Consider the following 20,770-nt stretch of genomic DNA (forward strand, 5'->3'; position numbering starts at 1 on the left):
CAAGGCATAACTCAAGGTTGCAATAGCGGCAATCGGTATTCCGGATTGTGCAAGGGTCGGTGGGGGTTTAAGCTATCAGCGACATAGAATTGTCGGAATACGACATCTCCGCGCCCTCATGGTGCAGTATTTGTGCAATATCCTGCACCCCATCGAAGGGGCCGGCGCAGTTTGGCGCCGCGATAAGGGCGCAGATGTCATGGTTCACGATGTCGGTTCGTATTTGGGCAAAGCTATCCTGGGTGATCACCTTTGACACAAACCGGCACCTCTCCAACATGTTGCGCCGTTGTCCAAAGCTGTTGTTGCAAGGCAGGCCGCATAGAGCGCTGAACCCATCGGTGCGGCAGCCGACAATCACATCGCTGCCCAAACGGGTTAATTCCTGCAAAAACCGGATCTGATCGGGGCCAAATAGGTCAAATGCGCCATAGGTCAGCACAGAGCGATAGCGGGCAGGGCGCAGTTTCATCATGCTGGCCGCTCCAGTTGCGGGGCGGAGGCTGCAACGCTTTCATTGCGCCAGATCGCCTTGATGCCGCTGGTATCGACCGTGGTCAGTGATGTGAATATTAGCCCTGCTCTGCCAAACACTTCCACTGTGTTCGGGGCAGGCACATTTGCCTGTTTGTCTGCCATTTTACCCGCTCTCTCGATGGGGTCTAACGCCCCTTATGAACAGAACTCTACGTCAGCTTGTGCGGATAGGCAAAAGGGCGCGGGCCGCTGGGCTGTGCAACTGTACCCCAAACGCCACAGTCAGGACGGATCAGCGCCGGTCAACTCGTCAATCACCTTGAGCCAAAGCGCAGGTGGTTGTGCGCCCGGCACGGCATGCTGGTTGCCAACAATGAACGTCGGAACGGAGCTGATCCCCATCTGGCGGCTGTGCGCATCGCGGTCACGGATGGCCTGTGTGTCTTCGTCGGTCAGAAGCAGTTTGGCGACCACCGCGGCGTCCATTTCGATGCTGTCAGCAATATCTGCCAGAACTTCGGCATCGCCAATGTCCCGCGCATCGACAAAATAGGCTTTGAACAGGGCCGAAACCGCCGCAGTCTGCCGCCCCTCGATGCCCGACCAATGGATCAGCCGATGGGCATTGAGCGTATTGGGCGTGCGCTGCATCGCCTCGAAATTGATGTTCAGGCCCGCTTTCTCAGCATGTTCCACCACCGGGGCATAGGCCCGCACCGCCGCTTCCTTGCCGCCGAACTTGCCCTCAAGATAGTCGCGCCGGTCCATTCCGCCTGCAGGCATGTCGGGGTTGAGCTGAAACGGATGCCATTCGATCACGAAAGGATGGTCTGGCCGCTGTGCCAGCGCCTTGTCCAGATGCGCCTTGCCGATATAGCACCACGGGCAAATCGGGTCTGACATAATGTCCAGCTTGATCGGATCACGCATTGTTCTTGCCCTCATAATCGGCCCGCAACGCCCGGCGCAGCAGTTTGCCATTCGCGCCCATCGGCAGCTCCGGCACATGTAGATAAAGACGCGGCTGTTTGTACCGCGCCAGATTGTCCTTGGCATACTGGTCCAGCGCCTGATGGTCCAGTGGGGCAGGCGCGGTGTAGAAGGCGGCGATCACGGAAACGCCCTCCTTTATGGTCACCTCGACCACACCAATACCGGTGATCCCCGGCGCAGCGGCCAGCGCGGCCTCAACCTCAAGTGGCGAAACACGAAAGCCGCCCGCGTTCATCATATCGTCATTGCGCCCCAGATAGGTGATCTGCCCGTTCGCATCCATTTGCGCCTGATCGCCGGTCAGGAACCAATCGCCGCGATAGCGCGAGGCTGTTTGGTCCGGCGCATCCAGGTATCCCAGCATCAATCCGGGGTCCGTGTTGTGAATGGCGATAATGCCGGACTGACCAGCTTCGACGGGTCCGTCATCGCCCATCAGGCAGACGCGCCGCCCCGGTTGCGCCCTGCCCAAAGCGCCGGGGCTTGCCGGATGGTCCGGACAGCCCGAAATGAATGTGGAACATTCCGACATGCCAAAGGCCTCATAAATCGCGGTGCCGGTGGCGGCGTTCCAATGCCCACGCACCCCATCGGCCATCTTCTCACCGGCGCTGAGACCATGGCGGAGATGGGGAAGGACGGGCGCATGGTCCGACTTGAGCATCTGCCGATAAACCCCCGGAGCGGCTGCAAAAATTGTCGCATCGTGGTCTTGCAATAACTGCCACAGCGCGGATGGCGCAGTTCCGGCCTCCGGGATCAATGCGGTTGCGCCGCAGGTCCATGGGTCCATCAACCCGGTGCCAAGGGTATAGGTCCAGTTGAACGCGCCCGCGTGCAGCAGCCGGTCCTGCGCCCGCAGACCGTACCAGCCATCGAACATCATCCGCCGCGCCCAGATCGCCCGGTGTGCATGCATCACCGCTGAAGGTTTGCCGGAGGTGCCAGAGGTATAGATGATATATCCCAGCCGGTTGGGATCGCCCCGATGCCATGCGGCAGGCGGCAGGTCGCGCATGGCCCGCAAGCGTTCCAACGAGACCTCAAGAGGGGCCGGGGCGCTGGCCACATCCGGGTCGCGCAGAACCGCGGCGGGCTTGAGCATCGGCAACATCTTCGCCACCTCTGCCTCGGTCAATGCCGCCGCGGTCGGCACCGGCACCAGACCTGCGGCCAGTGCGCCCAGATAGGCCAGCGGGAAATCCGGCGTATTGCCAAGACGCATCAGAACGCGATCCCCGGGCACCAACCCCAGTTGCAGCAATCCTGTCGCCGTGCCGCGCACTGCGCTGCGCAACCGGCCATAGCTCCATTCCTCCACGTCCGTGCCGGAGACAATCATCAGGGCGGTTTTATCTGCCTCAGCATCGCCGGAGGTCAGCACATATTCGGCCATGTTAAAGGGCGCGGGGCAGGGTGGGAAACGGTCGTTTTCGGCTGTAAGGTCCATATATCCGCGCTACCGCGTCCGCGCCGCCGTTGCAAGGTGGCCAGCCTGCCGATATAGCATGGCCATGACCAAAGATGCCCCTGTCAGCCTGATCCAGATCGCCCGCGCCAGCGGCGAAAGCGATGAAACCCCGCCTGTCGATCTGGGGGCGCGGGTGCGCGAGCTGCGCAAGGGGCGCAGTTGGACATTGGAGCAGGCGGCCAAGCAGGCCGGGCTGGCCCGATCGACCCTGTCCAAGATCGAAAACGGGCAGATGTCTCCGACCTATGACGCGTTGAAAAAGCTGGCCGTGGGGCTGGAAATTTCGGTCCCGCAATTGTTCACGCCGCCCGCTGCGGACAAGATCAATGGCCGTATGGCGGTGACCAAATCGGGCGAGGGGGCGGCCAAGGCGACCACCACCTATGAGCATGAGCTGCTGGGCGATACCTTGCGCAAGAAACAAATGCTGCCCTACCGCGCCCGCATCCGCGCCCGCAGCATGGATGAATTTGACGGTTGGGTGCGCCATGACGGCGAAGAGTTTCTCTATGTGCTGACCGGTGTTGTGCAGCTTTACACAGAGTTTTATGAACCTGTTGAACTGCGCCGGGGTGACAGCGCCTATTATGACGCGACCATGGGCCATAACATCATTTCCACCAGCGCGGATGACGCGATGATCCTATGGGTGACGTCGCTGGCCTGAGGTCAAAGGATCAGGGCGCAGGCGTTCAAATGCGTCCGCAACGCTGCGGCGTCCATCTTTTCCACGGGTTCGGCAAGGAAGGCAGCGGCGCGCCTGTACAAAATGTCATAGGCTTGGGAAAAAGCGCCGGGAACGGCCTTTCCCTGCGCGGCGGCTGGATCTTCGACACCCCAATGGGCGCGGATGGGCGCACCCGGCCACATCGGGCAGGTCTCGCCTGCCGCCGATCCGCAGACCGTGATCACTGCATCCATAACCGGCGCGTCCGGCAGGGCAAATTCATCCCAGCTTTTGGAGCGGGCATCAGAAACATCCATGCCTTTTTCGCCAAGCAGGACAATGGATTGCGGGTGCACCTGACCGGCAGGCTGGCTTCCGGCGGAATAGGCCCGCACGCGGCCTTTGCCCAGATTGTTGAGGATCGATTCCAGCAAGATCGAGCGGGCGGAGTTGCCGGTGCATAAAACAAGTATATTCATGAGCCTCGCCTACAAGAGCGATGTTTCGGTTTTATGACAAAGACAGGTCAGTTGCCCGCGTCCTGCCACCACCAGACCTGCGGCATGTAATAAGACCCATCCCCATAAAGCGGCAGCGTTTCGGGATAGACCATCCGCGCATCATGGGCGATCAAACCCTCGTTAAATTGCCAGAACGGGATGACATAGCGCCCTGCGGTTAACACCCGGTCCAGTGCGCGGGTGGCAGCGGTAAACCCTTCGCGGTCGCGGGCTGACAGCATCTGGTCAATCAATCCGTCAATCGCGGGGTTCCTGGCCCCCATCAGGTTGCGCGATCCCGGCTGATCTGCCGCTGCACTTCCCCAGTAATAGCGCTGTTCGTTGCCGGGGCTCAGCGACAGGGCGCGACGGAAATGAGCCATATCGAAATCGAATTCGGAGGTTCGTGCCACCAGTTGGGCATTGTCGACAACCTCGACTGAGGCCTCCACGCCCAAACGCTTGAGCGCCTGAATGTAGAGCTCGGCAATCTTGGTGTGCTCGGCGTTGTTCTTGGACAGCAGAATGCGAAAGCTGAGCGGTTTGCCGTCGGCATCACGCATCTGGCCATCCTGCGGGCTGTAACCGGCGGCCTCAAACAGTTTCATCGCGGCGCGAATGCCCTTGCGGTTGCGGGCCGTGCCATCGGCAACGGGCAGGGTATAGCCTTCCAATGTGCCGGGCAGCAGGTGATCGGAGTAGGGTGCCAATGCCGCCAGAACCGCGCCCTTGGCGGGACCGGGCTGCATCGCCAGTTCGGAGTTGGAGAAATAGGAGGAAATCCGCGGCAACGATCCGCCCGTTAAGGCATCATTTATATATTCAAAGTTAAACGCCGCGATCATCGCCTCGCGCAGACGCCAATCGTCAAACGGCGGGCGGCGGGTGTTCATCACAAATCCCGTCATGCCCGATGGTTTTTGATGGGCAAAGGTGGATTTTAGCACCTCACCCCGATCGATGGCGGGGAAATCGTATTGTGTGGCCCAGGTTTCGGCGTTGAACTCACGCACCGCGGAAATTTCACCGCCTTTGAAGGCCTCGAACAACACATTGGCATCGCCGTAAAAGTCGATCTTAATCTGATCAAAGTTGTTGGTGCCGCGCACCACGGGAACATCCGCGCCCCAGTAATCGGGGTTGCGTGTCAGAACCACCTGCGCGCCGGCCTTGTAATCAGTGACAACATAGGGACCGCTGCCCAGCGGGATGTCCTGCAAAGGGGCATTGGCAAAGTCTTTGCCTTCCCACTGCGCCTTGGACAGGATCGGGCGCATCCCGGCCAACAGGGCCAGTTCCCGGTTGTCGGTGTTGAAAGTCATCCGGACTTTGAGCGGGCCGGTGGCCTTAATCGTTTCGATCTGGCTGCGCAGCCCGTGATATTTGGGATGCCCTTCGGTCCCGAGCAGGTCATAGGAGAAGATCACATCCTCCACAGTGACAGGCGAGCCATCGGAGAATCGCGCCTCTGGCCGCAGGGTAAACTCGACCCAGGAGCGGTCATCCGGGGTTTCAATCGATTCGGCGAGCAGCCCATAAAGCGTAAATGGCTCATCCCAAGAGCGCCCCATCAGGCTTTCGTGGGTCAAAAATGGCAGCTGCCAAGGTTTGTTGCCCTTTCGGACAAACGGATTGAGACTGTCGAAACCGCCGTTGTCGCCCAGAGTGATCTGCCCGCCCTTGGGCGCATCTGCGTTCACATAAGGCAGCGACACAAAATCAGGTGGCAGCGCGGGTTCTCCATACATAGATATCCCGTGTTTTGGCGCAGCCTGTGCCATCGCCGCGAAGAGAATCAGTGAAGAAGCCCCCGCAACGCCCCGCAATTTTTGGAAAAAATCCATTGCCATTTCTGCAACAATCCCGCTCTGCCCTTGTTTTATTGAGGCCATGAATAGCGGGGGTTAACGGGGAGTTGCAACTTTTAGCTTGGCCTGAGGCATCGAATTGCTTATAAAGGTGTCACTGCTCGATAGGTTTCTTGCCTGTATGAAACCTGCCTCAATAACTTAACGCCCGCTTCGTGCGGGCGTTTTTTTTGGCAGAAACTGGTTTGGACCCTGCACAAAGCAGGGCGGAACCAAATCAGAAATAGGGCGTTTCCTTTGCAGTCGCAGCACGGCAAGATGCGTGCGCAGCATACTCAAGGAGACATCCCATGGCATTCACGATTGACCTGTCCGGCAAAACCGCCGTCATCACCGGCTCGAACTCGGGCATTGGCCTGGGGATTGCTTGGGAACTGGCCCGCGCGGGGGCGGATATTGTCCTCAATTCCTTTACCGACAATGACGAAGATCACGCGCTGGCGCAAAGCATCGCGGACGAGGCCGGAGTAAGCGCACGCTACATTCAGGCCGATATGTCCAAGGGCGATCAATGCCGTGATCTGATCACCAAGGCAGGGCGCTGCGATATTCTGGTTAACAATGCCGGTATTCAACATGTCGCCGCAATTCCCGATTTTCCGGTCGAGAAATGGGATGCGATCATCGCGATCAACATGTCATCTGCCTTTCACACCACCGCCGTGGCCCTGCCGATGATGCGCAAGGCAGGTTGGGGCCGGGTGATCAACATCGCCTCGGCACATGGGTTGACGGCGTCGCCCTACAAGGCGGCCTATATCGCAGCCAAACACGGGGTGGTCGGCCTGACCAAGACCACCGCGCTGGAAACCGCCAAGGAAGACATCACCTGCAACGCCATTTGCCCCGGTTACGTGCTGACCCCGATTGTGGAAAAGCAGATCCCCGACACCATGAAAGAATACGACATGACCCGCGAAGAGGTCATCGAGAACGTCATGCTCACCCGCCAGCCCAGCAAGGAATTTGCCACTGTTGAACAGATGGGCGGCACGGCGACGTTTCTGTGTTCCTCTGCGGCGGCACAGATCACCGGCACCACCATCAGCGTCGATGGCGGCTGGACCGCGCTGTAATTCATGGCAAAGAAACGCATCAATCTGGCGCTTCAGGGCGGCGGGGCTCATGGCGCCTTCACCTGGGGTGCCCTTGACCGTTTGCTCAAGGACGACGAAGTCGAGATTTGCGGCATCTCCGGCACCTCGGCAGGGGCGCTCAACGGCGCTGCGCTCAAGGCAGGGATGGTGCAGGGCGGCAAGGCGGGCGCACGGGAAAATCTGACATGGCTTTGGGGACAGGTTGCGGGTGTCACCGACATGCGTCTGGCCCATTGGATGGCCCCTTTCGGCATAGGGGCGCTCAGCCAGGCGATTGAATACAGCTGGCCTGTGACGCTGTCAGATGCCGTTTCTGGCCAAATCTCGCCCTACGCCTATGGCCCGTTCTATCGCAATCCACTGTCCGATATTGTGCAGCGGTTCGACTATGACAGGGTCTGCAATCACGTCGCGCCGCTGTTGTTCATCTGCGCCACACGGGTGCGCAACGGCAAGATCAAGATTTTTGAAGGCGACGAGATCGGCCCTGACGCTTTGATGGCCTCGGCCTGTCTGCCAACGATTTTCAAGGCGGTGGAGCTTTTCGATCCCGAAACCGGACGGGATGAGGCGTTTTGGGATGGCGGCTATACCGGCAATCCAGCGCTGTTCCCGCTGTTTCAACGGGATCTGCCTGATGACATCGTGATCATCAACATCAACCCGTTGGAGCGGGACGAGCTGCCGGTCACTCCCAAACAGATCCAGAACCGGATCAACGAGATCAGCTTTAATTCTAGTCTGTTTCGCGAGTTGCGCGCCATCGAATTTGTACAACGTTTGCTGGATGACGGGGCGGTGTCCGAAGGGCATATGAGCCGTGTACGGGTGCATATGATTGGTGATGATGAATTGATGGCGCAACTGTCGGTGGCCACCAAACTGGTGCCCAATGCAGCCGTGATCAAAACCCTGCACGATGCGGGGCACAACGCCGCCGATCAATTTCTGGCCAATCATAAGGATGATCTGGGCCAACGCAGTTCGGTCGATCTGCCAGCGATGTTTGGCTGAGATCAGTCCTTGGCCGGGATCTTGTCCAACAAATCCGTCAATCCGCCCGCGCCTGTCTGCCCCTCGGAGCGGTCGGAGGGGTAAACCAGCCCTGCCGAGATCACCAGTTTGGCAGCGTCCTCGACGCTCATATCCAGCTCAATCACGTCTTTCCGCGGGAAAAACAGCAGGAAACCCGAGGTCGGGTTCGGCGTTGTCGGCAGAAAGACCGAGACCATGTCATCCGATGGATCGGTCTTGGCGGCGACCTCGCCCTTGGCCATGGTCGAGATAAAGCCCAAGGCCCAGATGCCCCGGCGCGGATATTCGATCAGACAGGCCGTCTCAAAGCTGCGCTCGGATTGGGCAAAGATGGTTTCTGAAATCTGTTTGATCCCCGAATAGATCGACCGCACAACCGGTGTGCGTTCCACCAAACCTTCGGCAAAGCGGATCAGGGACCGGCCCATGATCCCCTTGGCCATCCAACCGACAATGATCGTGAACAGCAGGAAAATAACCACACCAAGGCCGCGCACGTTGATCTGCACCGACGGATCGAGGCCGAGGTAGTCCTGCAACATCCGGTCGGGGTGATAGACCTCTGGCACCAGCGGCAGAACAAATCCGTCGATCCAGCCCACAACCGTCCAGATCAGCCACATCGTCAGCCCAACGGGCGCGATCACCACCAATCCGGTCAGGAACGAGGCCCGCAAACGGGCCAACACGCCGCGCTTGGGCGTGGGTTCAATGTCAAATGGCGTGTTCATGTCTCAAGGGTTCCAAAATCGATCTGGCTATAGCTAGTTCCTTTGCCGGGGTCCGACAATGGCTGCACCTGAAAATGGCGGAGGATCACCTGATTTTTATGAGGTCAAACGGGCAGTTCGGTCAATTCACGGGCAATATCTGCCGCCAGACGGGCATTGTTGCGCACCAGCGCGATATTGGCGATCAAAGACCGCCCCTCTGTCAGCTCGAAAATCCGTTGAAGCAGATAGGGCGTGACCCCTTTGCCAGCGATCCCGTGGGCATCTGCATCAGCCTGTGCCTGCGCGATCACCGGGACCAGTTCGGCGGCAGGGATTTCATCTGCGGCGGGGATGGGGTTGGCGATCAATTGCCCGCCGGGCAGGCCCATCGCGCCGCGCATCCGGTGGGCGCGGGCGATCTGTGCGGCCTCATCCATCCGCAGGGGCGCGGGCAGGGGTGACGTCGCGCTCCAGAACGCAGGAAAGCTGTCCTGGCCGACGGCAATGACCGGCACACCCTGGGTTTCCAGCACTTCAAGGGTTTTTGGCACGTCCAAAATCGCCTTGGCCCCGGCGGCCACCACGGTCACGGGAGTTTGGGCCAGCTCCATTAGGTCCGCCGAGATGTCAAAGCTGTCTTCGGCGCCTTTGTGTACACCGCCAATGCCGCCCGTGGCAAAGACCCCGATCCCCGCGAGATGTGCCGCGATCATCGTGGCGGCCACCGTCGTGGCACCCGTGCCGCCCGTGGCGATGCAAACGGCCATGTCCGCGCGGCTGAGCTTGGCCACGCCCTTGGCCTGCGCCAAGCTGGTCAATTGCTCAGGATCCAGCCCGATGTGGAGGGTTCCTTCTATCACCGCAATCGTGGCAGGCACCGCACCGGCGGCGCGAATGTCGTCCTCAACCTGCCGCGCCACCTCAAGGTTTTGCGGATAGGGCATGCCGTGGGTGATGATCGTACTTTCCAGCGCAACAATCGGGGCACCAGATGTGCGGGCTTTGGCCACTTCGGCGCTGTAGGTCAGGGGCAGGGTGGTCATATCTTGGTCTCTCCGGACACATAAAGGGCGGCGGCTTCAAGCGCATCGGACAAGGCCGATTGCGGATCGCGGCCGCGTAATTCTGCAGCGACATGGGCCGCCATAAAGGTATCGCCAGCACCGGTCACACGGGCCACATGCACCTGCGGCGGCGTCATGGTGATCAGGGCATCCGATTGCCCTACGGTCGCAGGATTGCCGCCGTCGGTCACAACCGCCCGCGCCGCGCCACGTGCCAGCAGGCCAGCCGCCGCATCGGCAGAGTTTTCAAACGGCGCTTCACACAGCAGCCCGGCCTCTTCGAGGTTTACATAAAGTGTGCCGCGCCCCGATTGCACAAACGGGCTGAGCCGCAACGCCTTGCCGGGGGAGGCGGGTGCAACCCGCAGATCGGCCTGCGCCAACAACGGGCTCTGCGCCACCTGCGCCAGCAAATCCAGCGTCAGATTGCCATCCAGCGCGACCGCCCCGCAATAGGGCGCAGCGAGACTGCCGTCCGACAACGGGCGCAAGATCTTGTCTCCTGCCGCCTCAAGCGAATGGGCATCGGCAATCGCGGCAATCAGACCGTTTGATCCTTCGACAGCCATATATTGATCTGTTGGCAGATCATCCGAGCGGTAGATGTGCTCTGTGTTCAGCCCGCGCAGGGCGCAGGCGCGGATCAGTTCATCGCCTTCAATGTCGCGGCCCACGGCGCTCAGCAAGGCCGGCTTTAGGCCGAACCGCGCCAGCGCCATCCCGATGTTCAGCGCCACACCGCCGGGCAGTCGGGTGATCCGCCCCGGCATATCAGAGCCTTGGCGCATCGCGGTCTCTGACCGGCCAATCACGTCCCATAGAACGGAACCGATGCACAGAATATCGGGGGTTTTGGAATTTGTGTCAGACATGGGCCGGATGTAGCCGCTGTTGCCACTTAAGGGCAAGGCAGCTGTGAACGTAAATTGCCGTTGCCCCTACGGCACCGCAAAGGTCAGCGCTGCCCAAAGGGTTTCCCAGACCGGATCGGTCTTGGGGTCCACCATGTCAGCTGCCGGGCGCAGAACCACCGCATCAAAGATATAGCTGTGTCCGGAACTAACAGGGATCACCGCCTCGCCTTGCGCATTGGTCCGGTACAGGGTGACAGTCACATCACCGCTGCGCGCGCGGTCGAACACCTCGACCTGCGCATCTGGACGTACGGCGCCCTGATAAAGAACCCGGACCCGCATCTGGCCATCAAAATCCGGCGCGTAAGGATTGCTGAGCGCGACAAATTCCGTTTGCATTCCGGTGCTTGCGTCCGCACCCTCACCGGACCCAACCGCGATCAAGGACTTGGCGTGCCGGGTGTAGCGTTCCTTGAAACCTTCCATGGGCCAACCTGCCGCCGCATGGTCCGTCGCTGCAGACTGAAAATCCTTGTGCTCTGCAAATTTCAGGAACTTGGCCCATTCCTTGTAGGTCAGAGTTGACGGAGCGGTTTCGTGGATCACCACCGCCAAAGTATCCGCCAGAGGGGCCGGCACATTGAGCGCAGGCCGATCCCCGGCACGCGGCATCAACTCAGTGCGCTTGTCATTTGCGATCAAGGCATAGGTTTCAGAGCGCCGATCAAAAAACCCCAGCGTTGTGCCACGAAAATTCTGGCCGTTCTTAAAATCCGCCTGTAGCGTGCCGCCAATTGGCACTTGATATTGATCCGGTTCGATCCAGAATTCATGGGACGCAACCGGCGCAGCAAGCGCAACAAGAAACGGCAAGGGCAGAAGGCGAGACAGAAACATGTGGCATACCTTTGATGGGACCAAACTCAAGCTGACGCTGGTGGCGTTAATGTCAAGTCTGCTGCTTTGGATCGCAGACGCCGCCCGCGCCCATGAGGTGCAGCCGACCATCGGTGATTTCACGGTGACGGACGGCCAGTTGGAATTGACCCTGCAGATCAATCTTGAGGCCTTTCTGGCCGGGATTGATCTCGATGAACTGGACGATACCAACAATGCGCCGAACGCGGCCGATTATGACACATGGCGCGGGCTGAGCGCGGCTGAGGTTGCCGAACGCGCGCCTGTCTTGCTGCCCGGTTGGAACGCTTTGCCGGTCCTGATGTCGGGGGACCAGGCACTGCCGCTTGAAACACGCGATTTGCAGGTGCCTGAAGGTGTCGACTTGGAACTGCCGCGATTGTCCACTTGGACTTTCACCGCCGATCTGCCCGCCGATGCCCGCAGTATTATAGTGAACTGGCCTGACGGCGCTGGCGCGATGGTGCTGCGCCAACAAGGGGTGGAGGCGCCCTTTACGGGATATCTCAGTGGCGGCGAAAGCTCTGGCACAATTGCGCTGGCGGGCGGCGGGGCGCAAACCCCGATGCAGGCCTTCATGAGCTATATTCCCGTTGGTTTTGACCATATTCTGCCCAAGGGTCTGGATCATATCCTGTTCGTTCTGGGGCTGTTTTTCCTCTCCACCCGTCTGCGCCCGCTGATCTGGCAGGTCTCGGCCTTTACGCTGGCGCATACCGTGACCCTGGCACTGGGGGCGCTGGGATGGGTGTCCGTTCCAGGTGAAATTGTCGAGCCGCTGATCGCTGCCTCGATTGTCTATGTGGCGATTGAGAACGTCTTTGCCTCCAAGCTGAATGCCTGGCGTCCATTGGTGATCTTTGGATTTGGTTTGCTACACGGGCTTGGCTTTGCCTCCGTGCTGGGCGAATTTGGCTTGCCGGAAGCGCAGTTTATTCCCGCATTGATCGGCTTTAACGTTGGCGTTGAATTGGGACAGTTGACAGTGATCGCACTGGCCTTTGCCGCCGTGGGATGGGCGGCTAATCACGCATGGTACCGCAGCCGCATAGCGGTGCCTGCCTCCTGCGTGATCGCAGCCGTCGGGGCCTATTGGTTCGTAGAACGGGTATTTTTGTAATAGGGGCCGTTGGTTAGCCCATTGCCTTGATCAAGTCACCAAGCGCGGCAGCGGGATTTTCCTGCTGCCAGATCTCATCACCCACCCCAAAGAAATCGGTATAGGGCGTCAACGTGCGGACCATCGCCGCGTCCAACGCGCCTTCGGCAACAACCGGCACTTCGATCATCTCGGACCACCACTGAAACACGTCCAACTCGGCAAAGCTGCCGTCGTCCAAGGGCGAGGCCTGCACCGGCCCAAAGCTGATGTAATCGGCGCCCGCCTCACCAGCCGCCATACCATCATGGCGCGAGATGCCGCAGAAACTGCCGACGATTGCATCCTCGCCCAGCTCCTTACGGGTGTATCGCACCGACCGCGCCGCATCTGACAGATGCACACCATCCAGCCCCAGACGTTCAACCAGCAACAAGTGATCGGAAATCACCAAGGCTACATCACGGGCATGGGTCACTTCGCGCAGGGCATCTGCGGCGCGTGACAGGCGGTCCTCGTCACGGGTGGACAGGGCAAGGCGCACACAGGCGATGGGATGGGTATCCAGAACACCGGCCAAAACATCGGGAAAGCTGCTCAGTTCAATTTCTGGCGGCGTGATCAGATAGATTTGCGGCTGTTCTGGCTGGTCCATGTCGCGTCCTTTTCATAGTCTTGAGCGCCTGATTATCGGATGGGGCGGCAAATGCAAAACCCTATCTGGGGCCATGGACGTTTTCACCCGTGTATCCGCCATCTTGCGGTGCTCTGCGGCGGCGCGTAAGAGGCGGGCATGAGCGATGAAATTGGTAAGTTGAAGATGCCAGCCGTGGTGCTGGTGCGCCCGCAAATGGGTGAAAACATCGGCGCGGCGGCGCGGGCGATGTTGAATTTCACCCTTGATCACATGCGCATTGTTGCGCCCCGTGACGGTTGGCCCAATCCGGCCGCTGTTGCGATGGCCTCTGGCGCGGGCCGGGTTCTGGATGCGGCGCAACTTTGCCCTGATCTGCCCGATGCCCTGTCCGATTGTGACTATGTCTATGCCACCACGGCGCGGGGCCGTGATCTGACCAAACCGGTGTTCAGCCCCGAAGCCGCGATGCGCGACGCCGCCGCCCGGATCGGGGACGGACAACGTGTTGCGGTTCTGTTCGGGCCGGAACGGGCGGGCTTGGAAAACGATGACGTGGCCCGCGCAAATGCCATCGTAACCGTGCCGGTGAATCCGGAATTTGCCTCGCTCAACCTCGCGCAATGTGTGTTGCTGATGGGCTATGAATGGATGCGTGCCAGTGCCGAGGTGACGGATCTGACCGTCGAAATGGCCGGCACCGACTGGGCCAAGGGTCAGGACATCGAACATCTGGCAGGCCATTTTGAGGACCGTCTGGAGGAGGCCGGGTTCTTTTTCCCTGAACACAAGGCCCAATCGATGAAGATCAACCTGCGCAACATGTGGTCGCGCATGCCGCTGACGCGGGCGGATGTGCAAATGCTGCATGGTATGATGCGTCAAATGGTACGCTGGAAAGAGCGCGACTAGACCTTTCGCGCCCGCTGCCCTACCTATTTGCGCAAGATGAAAAGTGAGGCGCAGCATGGCGGAAAAACGCAAGTTGTTCGAAGAGGTGGGCGCGGCAGAAGCCGAACGCCCCGTGGCACAAACCGGAGTGATTGACCGGGGCAGGGGCGGCGCACGCGGCGCCATCCGCATCTGGCTCATGATCCTCTTTGCACTGGTTTTTGTGATGATCGCTGTGGGCGGTCTGACCCGTTTGACCGACAGCGGATTGTCGATCACCGAATGGCGCCCCCTGACCGGCGCAATCCCACCGCTGAGCGAGGCAGACTGGCAAAGCGAATTTGCCAAGTATCAAGAGATCGACGAATTCAAGGTTCAGAACGCCTGGATGCAACTATCTGATTTCAAAACAATATACTGGTGGGAATGGGGGCATCGCCAATTGGGCCGGGTGATTGGCCTTGTCTGGGGCATCGGCTTTCTCTGGTTCCTTGTGCGGCGGCAAATTCCAACCGGCTGGACCGGACGATTGGTGTTCATCGGTGCGCTTGGTGGTGTGCAGGGCGCGATCGGCTGGTGGATGGTTGCCTCCGGCGTGACCAGCGGCGAGGGCATCACGGATGTGGCCAGCTACCGCCTTGCCACGCATCTGGGGCTGGCCTTTGTGATTCTTGGGTTCATCACCTGGTATGTGCTGTTGCTCGGGCGCAGCGAACGCGACCTGATGCAGGCCCGCCGCGCCAAGGAGGGCAAACAATTTGGGCTGGCAACGGGTCTGCTGCATTTTGCATTCCTGCAAATCCTGCTTGGTGCCTTGGTCGCGGGCATTGATGCGGGTCGCTATTTTGTTGATTGGCCGCTGATGCAGGGGCAGTTCTTTCCGCCTGACGCCTTTGACATCACGCCCGCATGGCGGAATTTCTTTGAGAACCCCGGTTTGGTGCAGTTTATGCACCGGATTGCGGGGTATCTGCTGTTGGTTTTCGGGATTGTGGTCTGGCTGCGCGGGCGGCAATCGGCGCATCCCAACACCCGCTTTGCCTTTAATGCGGTGATGGCGGCCCTGGCGCTGCAAATCGCAGTTGGCATCACCACGGTTGTTTATGCCGCGCCTGTGCATATTGCCCTTGTCCATCAGGCACTTGCCGTGATCCTCTGGGTCTTGATCCTGCGCGCCCGTTTTCTGGCCGCCTATCCCGTTGCAACATCCCTGAGAGGAAATTGAGCATGTCTGCCTATGATGAATTGATGGCGTTCCAGCGCGACACGGAGGCACTGTCGCAAGTGGCAGGCCGCCTTGGCTGGGATCAGGAAACCATGATGCCGCGCGGCGCAGCGCCCCAAAGGGGCGAGGAAATGGCAGCCATGGAAGGGGTGCTGCACGCCCGCCGCACCGATCCGCGCATGGCGGACTGGCTGGACTCCATTGACGAGACCAGACTGGACGACGTCGGCCGCGCCAATCTGCGCCACATCCGCCGGAGTTATGAGCGAGCCAGCAAGGTGCCCGGCGCATTGGCCGCCCGCATCGCCCGCGTCACATCGGAGGCGCAGGGCACCTGGGCAGAAGCCCGCGCCAACGACGATTTCAAAGCTTTCGTGCCAACCCTGACCGAGGTCGTCGCCCTGAAACGCGAGGAAGGGCAGGCGCTGGCCTCTGGCGGCAATGCCGATGTCTATGACGCGATGCTGGCCGATTATGAACAAGGTACCACGGGTGCGGAACTTGAGGCGATGTTTGGCGCACTTCGCCCCGAACTGACCGAATTGCGCAGCGCGGTGCGTGATGCCAAGGCGCCGCCGAAACTGGAAGGCACATTCGACGAGGGCGCACAGATGAAACTGACCCGCCACCTTGCGCGCTGCTTTGGTTACGACATGAGCCATGGGCGCGTTGACAAGGCGGTGCATCCCTTTGCCTCCGGCTCTGGCCTTGATGTGCGGATCACAACGCGGACCAATGACACCGATCCGTTTAATTGTTTTTACTCAACAATTCACGAGACTGGTCATGGCGCCTATGAGCAAAACATCAACCGCGATTACCTGTTGACCCCACTGGGGCGCGGCGTGTCGATGGGGGTGCATGAAAGCCAAAGCCGGATCTATGAAAACCAGCTGGGCCGCAGCCGCGCATTTACCGGGTATCTCTTCGGCCAGATGAAAGACGCCTTTGGCGATTTTGGCGTGGCGGATGAAGAAACATTCTACAAGATCGTGAACAGGGTTTCTGACGGCTTCATCCGCACCGAAGCGGACGAGCTGCAATATAATCTGCATGTGCTGATGCGCTTTGACATGGAACGGGCGCTGGTGAGCCATGATCTGCAGGTGCCGGACCTTGAAGCGGCCTGGAATGACCGTTTTGAGGCCGACTTTGGCTTTGCCGTCGACAAGGCCTCAAACGGGGTTTTGCAGGATGTGCATTGGTCGGTTGGCCTCATCGGATATTTCCCGACCTACAGCCTTGGCAATGTCTATGCCGGCTGTTTGAACGAAGCGATGCGCAGTGCCGTGCCGGATCTGGACGATCAATTGGCCAAAGGGGATACCACCGCAGCGACAAGCTGGCTCAGGGACAATGTGCAGGTGCATGGCGGGCTTTTTGAGCCCAAAGAAGTCATCACACGGGCCTGCGGAAAAGCGCCAAGCGAGGCACCTTTGGTCAGCTACCTCAAAGCCAAATTCTCGGACCTTTACGGGTTGGGCTAAGACCCGACAGGGGAAGCGCGAACATTTGTTCGCATTTTGTTCCAAATCTGATAATCTTCACAAAACGGGAGAGATCAGATGGACAACAGAGCGGAAAAATACAAACGGTTCAAAGGCCTGCACCATCAGGGGCGGGCCTTTGTCATGCCAAACCCATGGGACGCAGGCACGGCGCGCCTGCTGACCCATGCGGGGTTCGACGCGCTTGCCACCACCAGCGCGGGCTATGCCTTTGCCGCTGGCAAGCGGGACAGCTTCTCAAGTCTGACCCGCGATGAAATCCTGATCAATGCGAAGGCCATAGTGGACGCCACGGACCTGCCGGTTTCGGCCGATCTGGAGGATGGGTTTGGCCGAGATCCTGCGACTTGCGCCGAAACCATCGCATTGGCCATAGACATCGGGCTGGTGGGCGGCTCCATCGAGGATGCAACGGGCGATCCGGACGCGCCTGTTTTGCCCATGGACCTTGCCGCAGACCGGATCAGGGCGGCGGCGGAAACGGCAAAGGACCGGGGTTTCCTGCTGACCGGACGGGCCGAAAACTTTATCTCAGGACGCCCGGATCTGGCTGACACGATCAAGCGTTTACAGGCCTATTCAGAGGCAGGTGCAGATGTGCTTTACGCGCCCGGATTGCCCGATCTAGACGCAATAAAAACAGTTTGCGCCGAGGTGGATAAGCCGGTGAACGTGGTGATGGGGCTATCAGGACCGGCTTATACCGTGGAGCAGCTTTCCGCTGCCGGTGTCAGCCGGATCTCGGTGGGTGGGTCATTTGCCCGTGCCGCTTTGGGCGCATTGCGCCGCGCCGCCGAGGAAGTGATGACCAAGGGCACCTTTACCTACGCAAAAGCGGCCATCCCCGATGGAGAAATGGCCGCTTTGATGGATCAGTCCAAGAAATCTGATCGGTCTTAGAATTACGCCTCTTCACCGCCGGAGCCGTCTTCGGCGTCTTCGTCGCCCTGATCGGCAATCCACGCGACACTGACAACTTCCTCGCCCTTGCCGGTGTCAAAGACTTTGACCCCGCCCGCAGAGCGCGACCGGAAAGAAATGCCCTCAACAGGCACGCGGATTGACTGCCCCTTGGAGGTGGCCAGCATGATCTGATCGTCCATTTCAACCGGGAAGGAGGCAACAATGTCACCGCCGCGCATCGCCTTGTCCATGGCTGTCACACCCATGCCGCCGCGCCCGCGCACCGGGTAATCATGGCTTGAGCTAAGCTTGCCAGACCCTTTGGCGGTGATGGTCAGGATCAGGTTTTCATGGGCGGACATTTCCGCATAGCGTTCCTGGCTGATGGTGGCATTGGCATCGACCGCGTCTTCATCGGACACATCAACATCATCCGCCAAGCCCGCAACCGCACGGCGCATTTTCAGATAAGCGGCACGTTCATCTGCGCCCGCATCAAAGTGACGAATGATCGACATCGAGACCACTTTGTCAGATCCGCTGAGCTTGATCCCGCGCACCCCGACCGAGGCGCGGCTGTTGAACACCCGCACATCGGTCGCCGGGAACCGGATTGCCCGGCCTGAATTGGTGGTCAGCATCACATCGTCATCATTGGAGGCAATCCGCGCGTTGATCAGCGTGGTCTCGGCGTGTTCATCCTCGAACTTCATTGCGATCTTGCCGTTCGACTTCACATTTGTGAAATCAGACAACTTGTTGCGGCGGACTGTGCCTGCGGAGGTCGCAAAGACCACCTGCAGATCGTCCCATTCCTTCTCATCGCGGTCGACCGGCATGATCGCAGCAATGGAAACGCCCACTGGGATCGGCAGGATATTCACAATCGCCTTGCCCTTGGAGGTACGTCCGCCCTGCGGCAAACGCCATGTCTTGAGCTTGTAAACCATGCCATCGGTGGTGAAGAACAACAGCTGCGTATGGGTGTTGGCCACAAAGAGGGTCGTCACGACATCCTCTTCTTTGGTTTGCATCCCCGATACACCTTTTCCGCCGCGCCGTTGGCTGCGGAAATCGATCAGAGGGGTCCGTTTGATATAGCCGCCCGATGTGACGGTCACGACCATGTCCTCACGCGCAATCAGGTCTTCGTCGTCCATGTCGCCGGACCAGTCGACAATCTCGGTGCGGCGCGGCACGGCGAACAGATCGCGTACTTCGCGCAGCTCATCGGCGATTATGCCCATGATCCGCTCCCGGCTGCTGAGAATCTCAAGGTATTCCTTGATCTTGGCGGCCAGTTCTTCCAACTCGTCGGTGACTTCCTTGACGCCGATCTGGGTCAAACGCTGCAACCGCAGTTCCAGAATGGCGCGGGCCTGGGTCTCGGACAGATTATAGGTGCCGTCTTCGTTGGCCGTATGGGTCGGATCATCGATCAGCTTGATATAGTCCAGAATGCTGGCGGCAGGCCAACGGCGCGTCATCAGTTTTTCACGCGCCTCTGCGGCATCGGCAGAAGACCGGATGGTCTGTACCACCTCGTCAATGTTGGTCACAGCCACGGCCAGACCACACAACACATGAGACCGCTCACGGGCCTTGCGCAGCAGATAGGCGGTGCGCCGTGCAACAACATCTTCGCGGAAATCAATGAAGGATGTCAGGAACCTGCGCAGTGTCAGGGTCTCTGGCCGGCCACCATTGAGTGCCAGCATATTGCAACCGAAATAGGTCTGCATCGGGGTAAAGCGGTACAGCTGGTTCATCACCACTTCGGCCGTGGCGTCACGCTTTAGCTCCACCACAACCCGCACGCCGTTGCGATCGGATTCGTCCTGCACATGGGCGATGCCTTCGATCTTTTTCTCGCGTACCTGCTCGGCGATTTTCTCGATCATCACCGATTTGTTCACCTGATAGGGGATCTCTTCGATGATAATGGCCCAGCGGTCCTTGCGGATCTCTTCCACACGGGTTTTGGCGCGGATGATGACACTGCCGCGCCCTTCAAGATAGGCTTTGCGCGCACCGGAGCGGCCCAAGAGGATGCCGCCCGTGGGAAAGTCGGGTCCGGGCACGTAATCGATCAATTGCTCGGAGGTCAGGTCAGGCTCTTCAATCAGGGCCAGCGTGGCATCGATCACTTCACCAAGGTTGTGGGGCGGAATATTGGTGGCCATACCAACCGCAATACCGCCAGCGCCATTGACCAGCATATTGGGGAAGCGGGCGGGCAGAACCGTGGGTTCCTTATCCTTGCCGTCATAGTTGTCCTGGAAATCGACAGTGTCGCGGTCGATATCCTCCAACAGATATTGCGCGGCTTTTTCCATCCGCACTTCGGTGTAACGGTAGGCGGCTGCCTTGTCCCCATCCATGGAGCCAAAGTTGCCCTGACCATCCAGAAGCACCAGCGACATCGAGAAATCCTGCGCCATCCGGACCAGCGCATCATAGATCGCGCTGTCACCATGCGGGTGGTATTTACCCATCGCCTCGGCCACCGGCCGCGAGGACTTGCGGTAGGGTTTGTCGTGGGTGTTGTTGGTCTCGTGCATGGCATAAAGAATGCGCCGGTGCACAGGTTTCAGACCATCCCGCAGGTCGGGAATCGCACGGCTGACGATCACGCTCATCGCATAGTCGAGATACGAATTGCGCATCTCTTCTTCGATGGTCACAGACGGGCCGTCATAAACGGGGCGCTGTGGCGTATTTTCGTCTTCGTTTTCAGGGGTTTCTGGCGTATCGCTCACGTTCACTGCTCAGCTGTTGGGGCGCTCTATATCTTGCGGTGATTTATAGCAGAAGCGGAAGATCAGGTGCAATGCCTGTGGCCCAAACGCACTG

The 20,770-nt window shown here is 59.5% G+C and carries 20 protein-coding genes; 8 read left to right on the top strand and 12 right to left on the bottom strand.

Annotated elements, in window-relative coordinates:
- Positions 1-67 precede the first annotated feature (67 nt).
- The 4 genes from JNX03_RS04150 to JNX03_RS04165 form a co-directional block, all read right to left on the bottom strand.
- The gene (locus JNX03_RS04150; RefSeq protein WP_203211176.1) at positions 68-475 is read right to left on the bottom strand and encodes a hypothetical protein; all 408 of its coding nucleotides are present in this window, start codon (positions 473-475) and stop codon (positions 68-70) included.
- Positions 472-639: a hypothetical protein gene (locus JNX03_RS04155; RefSeq protein ID WP_203211177.1), complete on the bottom strand. Its 168-nt coding sequence runs from the start codon at positions 637-639 to the stop codon at positions 472-474. The genes JNX03_RS04150 and JNX03_RS04155 overlap by 4 nt, the downstream gene beginning before the upstream one ends.
- Positions 640-759: 120 nt before the next feature.
- On the bottom strand, positions 760-1,407 hold the full coding sequence (locus JNX03_RS04160) for a DsbA family oxidoreductase (RefSeq protein ID WP_203211178.1): 648 nt from the start codon (positions 1,405-1,407) through the stop codon (positions 760-762).
- Positions 1,400-2,920 carry a class I adenylate-forming enzyme family protein gene (locus tag JNX03_RS04165; RefSeq protein WP_203211179.1) on the bottom strand — a complete coding sequence of 507 codons (1,521 nt, stop codon included), beginning with the start codon at positions 2,918-2,920 and terminating at the stop codon, positions 1,400-1,402. The genes JNX03_RS04160 and JNX03_RS04165 overlap by 8 nt, the downstream gene beginning before the upstream one ends.
- 64 nt (positions 2,921-2,984) lie before the next feature.
- Between JNX03_RS04165 and JNX03_RS04170 the strand changes: the two genes are divergently transcribed.
- Positions 2,985-3,608, top strand: a complete 624-nt coding sequence (locus tag JNX03_RS04170; RefSeq protein WP_203211180.1) for a helix-turn-helix domain-containing protein — start codon at positions 2,985-2,987, stop codon at positions 3,606-3,608.
- Between the two features lie 2 nt (positions 3,609-3,610).
- Here the strand turns inward: JNX03_RS04170 and JNX03_RS04175 are convergent, their stop codons facing one another.
- Together JNX03_RS04175 and JNX03_RS04180 are read right to left on the bottom strand one after the other, a co-directional pair.
- Positions 3,611-4,087, bottom strand: coding sequence for an arsenate reductase ArsC (locus JNX03_RS04175; RefSeq protein ID WP_203211181.1), 477 nt, complete (start codon positions 4,085-4,087; stop codon positions 3,611-3,613).
- Positions 4,088-4,134: 47 nt separating this feature from the next.
- Positions 4,135-5,856 carry an extracellular solute-binding protein gene (locus tag JNX03_RS04180; RefSeq protein ID WP_203211182.1) on the bottom strand — a complete coding sequence of 574 codons (1,722 nt, stop codon included), beginning with the start codon at positions 5,854-5,856 and terminating at the stop codon, positions 4,135-4,137.
- A 410-nt stretch (positions 5,857-6,266) separates the two neighbouring features.
- Between JNX03_RS04180 and JNX03_RS04185 the strand changes: the two genes are divergently transcribed.
- Together JNX03_RS04185 and JNX03_RS04190 are read left to right on the top strand one after the other, a co-directional pair.
- Positions 6,267-7,052, top strand: a complete 786-nt coding sequence (locus JNX03_RS04185) for a 3-hydroxybutyrate dehydrogenase (RefSeq protein ID WP_238936639.1) — start codon at positions 6,267-6,269, stop codon at positions 7,050-7,052.
- Between the two features lie 3 nt (positions 7,053-7,055).
- Complete coding sequence (locus tag JNX03_RS04190) at positions 7,056-8,087, top strand: patatin-like phospholipase family protein (RefSeq protein ID WP_203211183.1); 1,032 nt, start codon at positions 7,056-7,058, stop codon at positions 8,085-8,087.
- A gap of 2 nt (positions 8,088-8,089) precedes the next feature.
- On the opposite strand, the gene JNX03_RS04195 is transcribed toward JNX03_RS04190, so the two are convergent.
- The 4 genes from JNX03_RS04195 to JNX03_RS04210 all read right to left on the bottom strand — a co-directional run bounded on the left by JNX03_RS04195 (position 8,090) and on the right by JNX03_RS04210 (position 11,636).
- Positions 8,090-8,839, bottom strand: coding sequence for a DUF502 domain-containing protein (locus JNX03_RS04195; protein ID WP_203211184.1), 750 nt, complete (start codon positions 8,837-8,839; stop codon positions 8,090-8,092).
- A 104-nt stretch (positions 8,840-8,943) separates the two neighbouring features.
- On the bottom strand, positions 8,944-9,864 hold the full coding sequence (locus JNX03_RS04200; protein ID WP_203211185.1) for a pseudouridine-5'-phosphate glycosidase: 921 nt from the start codon (positions 9,862-9,864) through the stop codon (positions 8,944-8,946).
- Positions 9,861-10,757: a PfkB family carbohydrate kinase gene (locus JNX03_RS04205; protein ID WP_203211186.1), complete on the bottom strand. Its 897-nt coding sequence runs from the start codon at positions 10,755-10,757 to the stop codon at positions 9,861-9,863. The genes JNX03_RS04200 and JNX03_RS04205 overlap by 4 nt, the downstream gene beginning before the upstream one ends.
- 66 nt (positions 10,758-10,823) lie before the next feature.
- Complete coding sequence (locus JNX03_RS04210) at positions 10,824-11,636, bottom strand: DUF4198 domain-containing protein (protein WP_203211187.1); 813 nt, start codon at positions 11,634-11,636, stop codon at positions 10,824-10,826.
- Here JNX03_RS04210 and JNX03_RS04215 point away from each other — a divergent pair.
- The gene (locus JNX03_RS04215) at positions 11,635-12,777 is read left to right on the top strand and encodes a HupE/UreJ family protein (protein ID WP_203211188.1); all 1,143 of its coding nucleotides are present in this window, start codon (positions 11,635-11,637) and stop codon (positions 12,775-12,777) included. The two genes, JNX03_RS04210 and JNX03_RS04215, sit on opposite strands and share 2 nt — an antisense overlap.
- 13 nt (positions 12,778-12,790) lie before the next feature.
- Here the strand turns inward: JNX03_RS04215 and JNX03_RS04220 are convergent, their stop codons facing one another.
- Positions 12,791-13,411 carry a thiamine phosphate synthase gene (locus JNX03_RS04220; RefSeq protein ID WP_203211189.1) on the bottom strand — a complete coding sequence of 207 codons (621 nt, stop codon included), beginning with the start codon at positions 13,409-13,411 and terminating at the stop codon, positions 12,791-12,793.
- A 138-nt stretch (positions 13,412-13,549) separates the two neighbouring features.
- On the opposite strand from JNX03_RS04220, the gene JNX03_RS04225 reads away from it, so the two are divergent.
- From JNX03_RS04225 to JNX03_RS04240, 4 genes are all read left to right on the top strand, one after another.
- The gene (locus tag JNX03_RS04225) at positions 13,550-14,302 is read left to right on the top strand and encodes an RNA methyltransferase (RefSeq protein ID WP_203211190.1); all 753 of its coding nucleotides are present in this window, start codon (positions 13,550-13,552) and stop codon (positions 14,300-14,302) included.
- A 55-nt stretch (positions 14,303-14,357) separates the two neighbouring features.
- Positions 14,358-15,506 carry a heme A synthase gene (gene ctaA / locus JNX03_RS04230; protein ID WP_203211191.1) on the top strand — a complete coding sequence of 383 codons (1,149 nt, stop codon included), beginning with the start codon at positions 14,358-14,360 and terminating at the stop codon, positions 15,504-15,506.
- 2 nt (positions 15,507-15,508) lie between these two features.
- Positions 15,509-16,993, top strand: a complete 1,485-nt coding sequence (locus tag JNX03_RS04235) for a carboxypeptidase M32 (RefSeq protein ID WP_203211192.1) — start codon at positions 15,509-15,511, stop codon at positions 16,991-16,993.
- A 78-nt stretch (positions 16,994-17,071) separates the two neighbouring features.
- Entirely contained in the window at positions 17,072-17,914 is an 843-nt protein-coding gene (locus tag JNX03_RS04240) for an isocitrate lyase/PEP mutase family protein (RefSeq protein WP_203211193.1), read from the top strand.
- Positions 17,915-17,916: 2 nt separating this feature from the next.
- On the opposite strand, the gene gyrA is transcribed toward JNX03_RS04240, so the two are convergent.
- Positions 17,917-20,676, bottom strand: a complete 2,760-nt coding sequence (gene gyrA / locus JNX03_RS04245; protein WP_203211194.1) for a DNA gyrase subunit A — start codon at positions 20,674-20,676, stop codon at positions 17,917-17,919.
- Between the last annotated feature and the right edge of the window lie 94 nt (positions 20,677-20,770).

The sequence above is a fragment of the Sulfitobacter mediterraneus genome (assembly GCF_016801775.1).
In the GTDB taxonomy this organism is placed as follows: domain Bacteria; phylum Pseudomonadota; class Alphaproteobacteria; order Rhodobacterales; family Rhodobacteraceae; genus Sulfitobacter; species Sulfitobacter mediterraneus_A.